Below are 11,645 nucleotides of genomic sequence, written 5' to 3' on the forward strand. Positions count from 1 at the left end.
AAAGATAATGATTTTTAGCATGCTCTTAATCTCAGCACTCGGATTCACGAGTTGCAGTAATAGTGACGAGGATACCAAATATGCGTCTCCGACCGAGGATGTTTCTTTGACGCAAACCTCCTTCTCAGTTGATACGGCAGCACAGACTATTCGAGTCGGAATAAAGACCAGTCATGACTTCGTAGCTTATACTAATGATTCTTGGTTGACGGTCACTCCTGGTAATAGCATTTCACGGGATACAACCCTTCTTATTCAAGTGTTAGCTAATAAGTCTCCATTAGAGCGAAGAGGAACTGTGATAGTTTGGTGTGGAGGCACGCGTGATAGTATTAAAATTCTTCAGTCTGCTGCTTTGGCTTCTGACATCCAATCTCCATTGCCGGGTTACTCTCTAGCTTGGAATGATGAGTTTGATGGTTCTAAGTTAGGGAATGACTGGTCTTATGAAGTACAGGGTGCAGGTTGGGTAAATAATGAACTTCAAAACTATGTACAGGAAGATCAGGTGGCACAGGTTTCAGACGGAAAATTGAAGATAAATCTGGTAAATGATAACGGTACCATAAAAAGTGCTCGTCTTTATGCCCGTAGGAATACAGGTTGGAAATATGGCTACATAGAAGCTCGTATCAAGTTGCCTAAAGGCAAGGGCACTTGGCCTGCGTTTTGGATGATGCCGGTTAATAATAAGACCTGGCCTGATGATGGAGAGATAGATATAATGGAAGAAGTTGGATATGATCCAAATGTGGTTGTCTCAACAATCCATTGCAAGAAATATAATAATGGAGGAACAGCTGTTGAAAGCGCCCGTCAAACAGTTTCTACAGCGCAGAGTGATTTCCATATTTATGGTCTTGAATGGACTTCTGACCATTTGACGTTCTATGTGGACCATACAGAATTATTGACGTATAAAAATGATGGAAGTGGTAAGGATGCTTGGCCTTTTGACAATCCTTTTTATCTGATTTTAAATCTGGCTTGGGGAGGTAGTTGGGGAGGTCAGCAGGGAGTGGATCCAACTATTTTACCTACTACTATGGAAGTGGATTACATCAGAGTATTTCAAAAGAAATAATATGAAATAGAAATAATTGTATGACCGTTTGACAGTCAAGGGGACAAATTTTCTTAAAGAAGATTTTGTCCCCTTATCTTTTTATTGTACTTTTGCATTAGATAATACCATTGATTTGTCAGTTTATGTTGTTTTGCTAGAGAGGCTTGGTATAAATGGCTTCAAAAGGTACTCGGATATGAAGCATCTTCATGTTAAGATAATGCTATTTCTGATTTTTCTGCTCTTCCCGCTATTGAGTTGTGCCAAGAAAATAAATTTGGACCCTATGTACAAAGGTCTGGATAATGCTATTGCACATATAAACTATTATGTTTCTATCCGACAGAAACGTATAAAAAAGCTCAATGGTCGACTGCAGAAAGCGCAAAGTTTATCAGAACGTCTTCTTATACATAGGGATTTGGCATATGAATATATTCCTTTTATCAATGATTCTGCGATTTTCCATCTTAATCAGTGTGTAAATTTGGCGTTAGCTATGGGGCATAGAAATCAGGCCGAAGAATATAGATCTTTGATTTCTTTGCAGTGTTCCAAGACTGGAATGTATCAAGAGGCATTTAATGTCCTTGACAGTGTGCGAACAGAATATTTGACTCGTAAAGGACGCGGCATCTATTATTGGGCATACTATAATGTATATAATGAATTAAGCTATTATGCCCAGTTAGCAACTTTTCGGGCATTGTATGCCCAAAAAGCGAAATATTTTCAGAATCTGATGTTTCAGTATATATTGCCGTATTCAGACCCTTATTATCAGATAAAGGAATTGAATTTGATGAATGCGCATCAACTAAAACGTTCTATGGCATTAAATACAGCTTGGTTAGGACAAGTAAAAAAGGGTTCACATCGTTACGCTTTAGTGGCGCTCTATCGCTATCTTGAATATAAAGCTCAAAAGGATACGCTACAGATGATGTATTGGTTGACCCAATCAGCTTTATCAGATGTCCGTAATGGAGTCATGGATCAAGGTTCCATGTGGGAGATTGCTAATCAGATGATGGTTCAAGGCGAGGTTGACCGGTCTTATCGTTATATTAGTTTCGCAAGTAGTTGTGCCGCTAAATTCGGTTCAAGACAACGTAATTGGCAGATTTCACCTTTGCTGACTTCTGTCGCTAATAATTATAAACTATTAATAGAACGCAGAACTTACCAATTATTTTGGTTGATAGTTATGATTAGTATTTTAGCTGTTTTATTATTACTTTCTCTTTTCTTTGTTAACCGCCAGCGTAAGAGGCTCTCTCTCGCCCAAAGTAATCTTCGTGATATAAATGGACAACTATCTACCTTAAATCTTGAATTAACGAAAACGAATACCAAGTTGTCCGTGCTTAATCAGAAATTAACTGATAGTAGTAAAGTGAAGGAAGAATATATAGGCCGTTTCCAGAGTATGTGTTCGGAATATATTGAAAAAATGGATAAGTTCAGGAAGCATGTCAATCGTGGTCTTAGAAATCGTCAGATACCTGAACTCTTAGAAGAGACTCGTTCTATAGAATGGAAAGAGGAAGAACTAAAAGAACTATACTCGAATTTTGATACTTCCTTTTTTCGCTTGTTCCCAAATTTCATAGAGGAATTCAATGCATTGCTTCGTCCTGAAAGTCGTATTATATTAGCAGATCCTTCAAGATTAAATACCCCACTTCGTATATTTGCTCTTATTCGTCTCGGCATTGAGGACAGTAGTAAAATCGCTGAATTTCTGAACTATTCTGTGAATACGATCTATAATTATCGTGCTCGTGTTAAAAATGGAGCTATAAGTGATCGTGAGAATTTTGAGAGGCATGTTAAGGAAATAGGTCTTCCGAAGCAAATCGGATGATCGACTAAAAGGTGAGCAAATAATGAAAAAACTAATAGGATTTATTGTAATGTGTCTTTTTCCAGTTGTGGCCTTCGCTAATCCGATCACCGGACTTTTGGAGCGGATAGATAAAGGTGCATCAAAAAAGTTTGTCATCGAAATCAAGAAGGATGGACTTGAAGATTACTTTGAACTCAGTCAGTCCGGACAGAAGATAAAAGTCTGCGGCAATAATTATATCTGTGTGGCTACAGGCATCAACTGGTACCTGAAATACTATGCCGGCATACACCTCTCATGGAACGGGATGAAAGCTAAATTGCCTCGGATTCTTCCTCCTGTCAAACAACCTGAACGACACGAGACAACTCTGAAAGAACGCTATTATTTGAATTATTGTACTTTCTCTTATACGATGGCTTTCTGGGACTGGAACAGGTGGCAACAGGAGATTGACTGGATGGCTTTGCATGGCATCAATATGCCTTTGGATATTGTGGGCGAGGAGTGTGTCTGGTATAATCTCCTCCATCGATTGGGGTATACTAAGGCAGAAATCAATAGTTTTATTGCCGGTCCTGCTTTTGTGGCATGGTGGGCAATGGGGAATCTGGAAGGTTGGGGAGGTCCCAATCCTGATTCATGGTATGTTTTCCGACTGTCTTTGGGGAAGAAGATTTTGGATCGGATGAAGGCGTATGGCATGCGCCCTGTATTCCCAGGTTATGCAGGTATGGTCCCCCATAATGCAGGGAAGAAATTGCATCTCGATATTGCTGAACTTCCTCTTTGGTGCGGCTATCACCGTCCTTCTGTCTTGCAACCGACAGACCGGAGCTTTCAGAAGATAGCATCCATGTATTATCAAGAGCAAGAAAAACTGTTCGGGAAGGCGGATTTCTATTCTATGGATCCTTTTCACGAATCCGGGCAGACCGGTTCTATGGATCTCGCTTCAGCAGGTAAGGCGATCATGGCTGCAATGAAGAAGGTTAACCCGAAAGCTGTTTGGGTAGCTCAAGGCTGGCAGGAAAACCCTCGTGAGGCAATGATGAAAGATCTGAAGCCCGGAGATTTTCTCGTCCTTGACCTGGAAAGTGAGAAGTTGTCAGGATGGTATCCTGGAAAGTACCGCAAGAGCGGTTTCGGACAGCATGACTGGCTATTTTGCATGTTGCTCAATTTTGGCGGACGTGTAGGCTTGTATGGCAGGATGGATGAATTGCTGGATCATTTCTATTTGGCGAAGACCCATCCGAGTGCTGCTCATCTGAAGGGTATAGGACTTACCCCTGAAGGAATAGAGAATAATCCGGTCATGTATGAACTTATGACCGAACTGCCTTGGCGGAGTGAGAAATTTGATAAGATATCGTGGGTTAATGATTATGTTTTTGCCCGTTATGGCGTTAGGGATAGAACGATTCAGAAAGCTTGGAAACTGTTGGCTGATGGGATTTACAATTGTCCAGCTTCAAGTGACCAGGAAGGGCCTCACGAGTCCATATTCTGCAGTCTGCCTTCACTGAACAGTTTTCAGGTTTCCAGTTGGAGTAGGATGCAGAACTATTATGATCCTGCAAGTACAGAGGAAGCAGCCCGATTGATGTTGAGTGTGGCAGATAAGTATAAGGGAAATAACAACTTCGAATATGACTTGGTGGATATTGTCCGGCAAGCCCTGGCAGATCATGCAAGAATTGTATATAACCGAACAGTGGCCGATTTCAAGAGTTTCGACAGGAAGAGTTTTAATCAGGATTCCCGTCAATTCTTGAATCTGTTGTTGCTGCAAGACAGTTTGTTGGGGACCCGCAGAGAATTCAGGGTAGGGACGTGGATTCAGTCTGCCCGGAAGTTGGGCGCTACTCCAGAGGAGAAGGATCTCTACGAATGGAATGCCAGGGTCCAGATCATAATATGGGGGAATAGGACTGCAGCGATTGATGGCGGTCTGAGAGAATATGCGCATAAGGAATGGAATGGTGTCCTTCGCGATTTCTATTATCCCCGGTGGAAGGCTTATTTGAGAATGTTGGGAAATGTAATGGATGGAAAACCAATGGGAAATCCGGATTATTATGCGATGGCTGAACCTTGGGTAAAAGCTCACAACACATATGCGTCAACAGTTGTAGGAAGTCCCGTGGATGTTGCAAAAGGTGTATTTGTAAAAGCCTTTGGGTCTTATTGAACTATAAAGGATACGGACAAAATAATAATTGGATAAACAAATATATAAAGAGGTGTTGTCAAGGCCGAATAGGTCTCGACAGTTTTAGTGTTCGTGCACCCATATCCTTCTTTTAGATCTCATATATGCTGTAATTGCCCTGCAAGATAAAAATATCGATTATCTTGCCTAAAATATGCTTAATCCGCTCTTTTTTCGTTAACACAAGTTGACTGTAATTTAACATCATCCAATTAATCGGATGACTTCTTATCAAACTCACATTGACTTGGCGTATCCCTCTTTGAACATTTGTCCAAGGTGGCATCAGTTTTGATATTGTCTTCCCAATCATCCGCAGACCTTACATTTTTACCATTTTGCAAACTCATTTTGTCTTATAGATTATTTTCGGAGTCCCGACTTGCCATTTTGTAAGTTTGTGGTCGACAGAGGATTATTATACTACAGAGTCTGAAATTGGCCTTTTGAACACGATTCTTCGTGTGTTTTTCCTTTTCAAATGGAAACAATAAAAAAGGCAAATCTATATTTATTAAGTATAAAATTATGTAATCGAAATATATTTTGCCTTATTTTTTCTTTAATTTTGTAACGAGATTTTAAGGAGAATTACAACTCAGCATGTCAATAGGTAAACAGGTTAATTTAAGATAAAAAGAAGAGAGATGATGTACTTTTTTAGAGAATGTAAACGAAATTTACTCGTAATTTTATGTTTATGTTTCGTTTCTGCTTATTCTTTTGCGCAGACCAGTGATAAGCGTATTTCACTGCAATGCAAGAATGAAAGTTTATCCACCGTATTGGAGAAAATAGAAGGGTTATCGGATTTCTATAAGATTCAGTTTGCCCAAACTGATGTTGCTCCATATACCATTAGTGCAGAGATTCATGATAAGACTGTTCCTGAGGCTCTGTCTCAGATTTTGGACGACTTGCCTTTGGAGTTTTCTATCGATAAACAGACCATACAGATTAGCAAAACATCATCTGAAACTCTTGATCATACGATATGTGGAAAGGTCGTTGATGAAAATGGAGACCCGCTGCCCGGCGTCCTGATCAGGATAGGAGGGAACATCATGAGCACCCAGACAGATGACATGGGCAACTTTTTATTGAAGACTTCAGACAGTAAGAAGACCTATAAGGCTGTCCTTTCTTTTATCGGGAAAAGGAAAATGACGCGGATCCTCAAGGTAGGCAAAAAGCAGGTTATTACAATGGAGGATGACGTGAACACCATCCCTGAAGTTGTGCTGACCGGTTATCAGACGATAGACAAGCGGCTGATGTCAAGTGCCACGACTACCGTCAAGATGGATGACATCAAAATCCCTAATGTCAATTCCTTGGACAAGATGCTTCAGGGTGCCATTCCTGGCGTGATGGTTCAGAATGTTTCCGGTTCACCTAATGCAACTCCTAAGATCAGAGTCAGAGGAACATCTACGATATTCGGCAATGCTTCCCCATTATGGGTCGTTGATGGTGTGATTCATGATGACCCGGTGAATTTCTCGAACAATGTGCTGAATGATATTATTGCGGGTTCAGGATCTGATATGTCAGACCAAGTGAATCTGAATGCGTCCAGGAGTCTTTTGGGAATGCTATCTCTGGCGTGAATCCTAATGATATTGAAACGATCACTTTCTTGAAAGATGCCTCTGCCACTGCCATCTACGGTACGCAGGCTGCCAATGGCGTAATCGTGATTACGACGAAGAAAGGAAAGATGGGAAAACCTTCAGTCAACTTCTCTTCTTCCATCGGTTTTACTTCACGTCCTGATTACTCACAGTTCAATTTGATGAATTCCAAACAGAGGATTCAAGTTTCCAAGGAAGTTGTACAGAATGGTTATCTGTACAGCAGTGTACCTTATGACACCGGATATGAGGGCGCACTCTTTGATCTATATGATAAGAAGATCACATTGGATCAGTTTAATGATGAGGTCGCCAAATATGAGACGATGAATACAGACTGGCTGAAACTGTTATGCCAGAATGCCCTGAATCAGGATTACAGTGCCAGTATTTCCGGTGGCAGCCAGAATATCAGATATTATAATTCATTGGGCTATACCAACAGTAAGGGAACGACCAAAGGGGATAACTCCACGAGGTATACACTGACCAGTAATTTGGATGCCTCACTCAGCAATTCTTTGAAGATTTCGACAAAACTGAATTTCTCCAATCAGGACAATGATGGTTTCTATACCACCAACCCTTATACTTATGCATTGCAGACTTCACGTACTGTTTCTCCTGACGAGTACTATACGACACAGGTCAATCAGATCGCAGGTCTCTCCGGCAATTACCCGTTGAAGTATAATATCTTCAATGAACTCCAGCATACGGGCAACAAAGCTAAGGTACGGGAATTCAATGGAAGTATAGGTCTTAACTATAATATCATGACCGGCTTGAAATTGGAGACCCTTGCGGCACTTGCCTATTCCAATTCCCTGAATTATCAGTGGGCTGATGAGCGTTCCTACTATATTGCCCAGATCAGAGGTTATGATTACGGCAGTGTTCCTGCAGGTGGTGAAGAAGAGAAATCAAGCAGACTGCCACATGGCGGTACCTTGAATTATAATGAGACCAACAATACCACCTACGATGGCAGAATACAATTGAGTTATTCTAAGATCTTCGGTAAAAAAGGTGAGCATGTGGTCAATGCAATGGGCGGTTACGAAATCCGTTCTGCCCAATATAGTGGATTCAACGATGTAGAGTGGGGCTATTTCCCTGATCGTGGGTTGAATATCAGCTATGAGTACGATACGGGGACTTCAGGCAGTGTCAATCCTTCTTCCAACTCGTCTTTGCAAAAGCATACCGCTGCAAGAACAGAGACACGGAATAATACAATATCCGGCTATGCCACATTAGTGTATGCTTATAAGAACCGCTACATTCTGAATGGCAATATCAGAGCTGATGCCTCCAACCGTTTCGGACAGTATACCAATCATAAGGTCTTGCCGGTATGGAGTGTGTCGGGAAGATGGAAAGTCAACGATGAGAAATGGCTGCGGAACTGGACATTCCTGAATGATCTGAGTTTGCGTGCATCCTATGGCTTGCAAGGGAATATTCCGACGAATGTAGGTCCGAATCTAATCGTCAAATACATTTCTCCGACAATCAACCGTTTCTCCGGCAATTACCAGTTGGGTATCAGTCGTTTGCCCTATCCTAATCTGAGATGGGAAAAAACGGCCAGCACTAACCTCGGTATGGATTTCTCCTTGTTGAACGGACGCATTGGAGGTACGATAGACTACTATCTGAGAAAAGGTAAGGATATCATCTTCAATCTGCCTGTGGCCAGTGAATATGGCACGACGACGACTTACCGCAATGGTGCGAATCTGAAGAATACTGGATTGGAGATCAGTATGGACTTTGTCGCCATTCGTTCAAAGGACCTGACCTGGACCATTTCCCCGAATTATTCCAAGAACACGAATAATATCTCCAATACTTCTCAGCAGTCCTACACCTATTTGGACTACCTTGCCGGAAATGCCTATAACAACGGCAGACCGGTAAATGCCGTTTACGCTTGGAAATTTACGGGACTGGACCACAATACAGGTTATGCGATGTTCGATAAATGTTCTACGACTCAAACTGATGTGACATTGAGTAAAGATCCTACGACGTATCTGAAATACTGTGGCAGCAGTGATCCGAAATTCAATGGAGGAATTTCTTCATCCTTACGCTTTAAAGCGTTTACGTTGATGGCCCAGTTTGCTTATTCCTTCGGCAGTGTCCGGAGATTGAACAATGTTTTTGACGGGACGATGACGATGCCGGAACCACAGACCAACCTGATTACGGAGATGCTCGACAGGTGGAAGAAACCGGGTGATGAGGCGACGACCAATATCCCTGGCATCGTATTCAACGGAACCAACGGTTATATGATCTACACGCCTGCAGGGTTGCTTAATTCTTATGATATGTATAACTATTCAGATCAGAGAGTTGTATCCGGCGATTTCTTCAGATGCAGGAATCTGACGCTCGCCTATACTTTCCCGCTTGAGGTCATCCGGAAATTGGGATTGACGGGATTGACTTGCTCGATCAATGTTTCCAACCCATTCACCATCTGCAGTTCCAAATTGCAAGGTCAGGATCCTGAAGTTGCTTCTACGGGTACGGTCGCATTGCCAATCGTCAAGACCTATTCTTTTTCAATAAATCTTAATCTTTAGATACAGGTATAATATGAAACGATATAAATTTTCTTTTGGGATTGCTTGTATGGCGGTGAGTTTGTTGTGCTCTTCCTGCAGTAATTTCCTGCAAGAATCTTCACAGGATGAGTTTGAGCCTAAAACAGCTGAATCCTACCAGGAGTTGCTGAATGGAGAAGGTTATCTTTCAGCTACCGCATTTGACAACATCACGAACATCATGTCTGATGATGTCAATGGACTCAAAGCCCCGTCTTATGTCTATACGACTACGAACACTGCTTATGAGAGCATCTATACCTGGCAACCTGATATGGACGCCACGCTGGTAGGCAACGATATCACGAATATGTATAATGGGTACCAGTCCTTATACAAAGCCATAATGGTCTGTAACTTGACGATCGATGCAATCAACGGCACGGAGGGCACCGATGATGAGAAGAAACAGACTCTGGGAGAGGCTTTGGCACTGAGAGCTTTCTACTATTTCTATTTGGTCAATATGTATGCCAGTCCTTATAATACCAAAGGTACTACTCCTGACAAACTGCAGGGTGTGCCATTGATTACCAAATCCGAGATCAAGGATGAAGGTCCCACACGTAATACGGTGGCAGAAGTCTATGCACAGATCACAAGTGATATTGAACAGGTCTGTACGTTGCTGGATCAGGAAAAATCAAATAATGTCGGACTTTATAGGATCAACTATGTTGCGGCCCACTTGATCGCATCGCGCATCTATTTGTTCATGGAAAACTGGGACAAGGTGATCGAGCATGCCACGGCAAGTCTGGCAGGCGCTCCGGGTCTGTGTGATCTGAAAAACTACTCATTTTCTAGTCCGTCTTATTTGTACCGGTCCACCAATGAGGTTATCTCAGATAAATTCCCCGAGACCATTTTCGTAGGTGGAAACAAGGCTTCTTTGATCGTAACGGAAGGCACGCCTTGGGGCGTCTCCGATGACCTGATGAGTTCGTATGAGAATAATGATTTGCGTAAGACCAAATATTTCCAACAGCAGAGCGCATCCTCTTTCTATCCTTATTATATGGCTAAACACGGTACTTCAGAGCAAATGTTTACGTGGCGGACTTCAGAATTGTATCTTAACCGGGCTGAGGCTTATGCCGAGAAGTATGCGAGTGGCGTGACGGAAGACGGTGAGAAGGCCATAGCAGATCTGAATACTTTGCGGAACAACCGCTTTTCCAATTATGTGCCTTGGACGCTGACGACGGCTTCTGACTTGATCCAGCGTTGCCGTGATGAAAGAAGGCGGGAGCTGTGCTTTGAGTTCCAGAGATGGTTTGATCTGCGCCGTTATGGCATGCCGTCGATCAGGCACACTTGGTACGATGCTTCCGGGAATAAGTCTTATTATACCCTTCAGGCAAGTGATCCCGGATATGTCCTTCCGATTCCGGATGAGGCTTTGTCCGAGAATGTCAATCTTCAGCAAAATCCTTTGGCATCACATCGTGACGGTACAGCAGATTAATAATAATTGATGAGAACAACTATGAAACGTATATTGATTATAATCGCGCCGATCATCCTGATCTTGATGATGGTCGCTTGTAATTCTGATGACGACCTTACTCCATCTGATCCTGAACAGTCTGATTTCCCTCAGGGGACTTCGGATTATGATAAAGAATTTGAGGACTTCTTCAAGGAATATGGTACTCAGGTACTTTATAAATTTTCAGAGAATGATTTCAGGTGGAACGTTACTTCTTATCTTCCCTTTTATGCCAATGAAGCAGACACGGCTTATATCCGGGACGCATGGAAGTTCATCAAAGACAACTGCCTCTCTATTTGGAGTGAGGATTTCCTGAAGAAATGTCTTCCTTACCATTTACTTTTGGCCTCGAAGATCTATAGTAATTCGGTACAGTATGTGACGACAGATGCTTCAGGTGACTATGTTAAGGATACCATACAGGTCCCCAAGAATGCGATGTATGGGTTGAACCATATCACTTTTGGGATGGTCAACAGCCAGATCGAACACTTGACGACAGATGAGAAGAAGCAATTGATAGGAGATATGGCCTTTGCTTTGATCGGCTATGCCACTTCTAAAGGCATCTTGGTCATACCTGATGAATTCAAGACACTTCACGATAAGTATATCAGTCATAATGGTGAGTCTTTGGCTTATGTCTTAGCCTGGAAAAAGTTGACTTAAAGAAGTTAAATTTAAACCAGGAAAGAGATGAAAAAATATTACGAATTCACGGAAGCAGAGCAACGGTCAGTCCTGAAGGATTACTACGAGGGCTGTATG

At 42.0% G+C, this 11,645-nt stretch carries 7 protein-coding genes; all 7 read left to right on the forward strand.

The window, feature by feature from the left end:
- Positions 1 to 19: 19 nt before the first annotated feature.
- Positions 20 to 1,084, forward strand: coding sequence for a family 16 glycosylhydrolase (locus tag NG821_RS05630; RefSeq protein ID WP_252760682.1), 1,065 nt, complete (start codon positions 20 to 22; stop codon positions 1,082 to 1,084).
- Positions 1,085 to 1,352: 268 nt separating this feature from the next.
- Positions 1,353 to 2,933: a DUF6377 domain-containing protein gene (locus NG821_RS05635; RefSeq protein WP_252760683.1), complete on the forward strand. Its 1,581-nt coding sequence runs from the start codon at positions 1,353 to 1,355 to the stop codon at positions 2,931 to 2,933.
- Positions 2,934 to 2,955: 22 nt separating this feature from the next.
- Positions 2,956 to 5,109, forward strand: a complete 2,154-nt coding sequence (locus NG821_RS05640) for an alpha-N-acetylglucosaminidase (RefSeq protein ID WP_252760684.1) — start codon at positions 2,956 to 2,958, stop codon at positions 5,107 to 5,109.
- Positions 5,110 to 5,915: 806 nt separating this feature from the next.
- Entirely contained in the window at positions 5,916 to 6,740 is an 825-nt protein-coding gene (locus NG821_RS05645) for a carboxypeptidase-like regulatory domain-containing protein (protein WP_252760685.1), read from the forward strand.
- On the forward strand, positions 6,737 to 9,361 hold the full coding sequence (locus tag NG821_RS05650; RefSeq protein ID WP_317233078.1) for a SusC/RagA family TonB-linked outer membrane protein: 2,625 nt from the start codon (positions 6,737 to 6,739) through the stop codon (positions 9,359 to 9,361). The genes NG821_RS05645 and NG821_RS05650 overlap by 4 nt, the downstream gene beginning before the upstream one ends.
- A 13-nt stretch (positions 9,362 to 9,374) precedes the next feature.
- The gene (locus NG821_RS05655; protein WP_252760687.1) at positions 9,375 to 10,850 is read left to right on the forward strand and encodes a RagB/SusD family nutrient uptake outer membrane protein; all 1,476 of its coding nucleotides are present in this window, start codon (positions 9,375 to 9,377) and stop codon (positions 10,848 to 10,850) included.
- Positions 10,851 to 10,871: 21 nt separating this feature from the next.
- The gene (locus NG821_RS05660) at positions 10,872 to 11,546 is read left to right on the forward strand and encodes a hypothetical protein (RefSeq protein WP_252760688.1); all 675 of its coding nucleotides are present in this window, start codon (positions 10,872 to 10,874) and stop codon (positions 11,544 to 11,546) included.
- The last annotated feature ends 99 nt before the right edge of the window (positions 11,547 to 11,645 follow it).

Source organism: Segatella cerevisiae, from assembly GCF_024054555.1.
Taxonomy (GTDB): Bacteria; Bacteroidota; Bacteroidia; order Bacteroidales; family Bacteroidaceae; genus Prevotella; species Prevotella cerevisiae.

Coding starts and splice junctions, on each gene's coding strand:
- NG821_RS05630 (WP_252760682.1), top strand. CDS start 20: ATGCTCTTAATCTCAGCACTCGGATTCACGAGTTGCAGTAATAGTGAC.
- NG821_RS05655 (WP_252760687.1), top strand. CDS start 9,375: ATGAAACGATATAAATTTTCTTTTGGGATTGCTTGTATGGCGGTGAGT.
- NG821_RS05660 (WP_252760688.1), top strand. CDS start 10,872: ATGAAACGTATATTGATTATAATCGCGCCGATCATCCTGATCTTGATG.
- NG821_RS05635 (WP_252760683.1), top strand. CDS start 1,353: ATGTACAAAGGTCTGGATAATGCTATTGCACATATAAACTATTATGTT.
- NG821_RS05640 (WP_252760684.1), top strand. CDS start 2,956: ATGAAAAAACTAATAGGATTTATTGTAATGTGTCTTTTTCCAGTTGTG.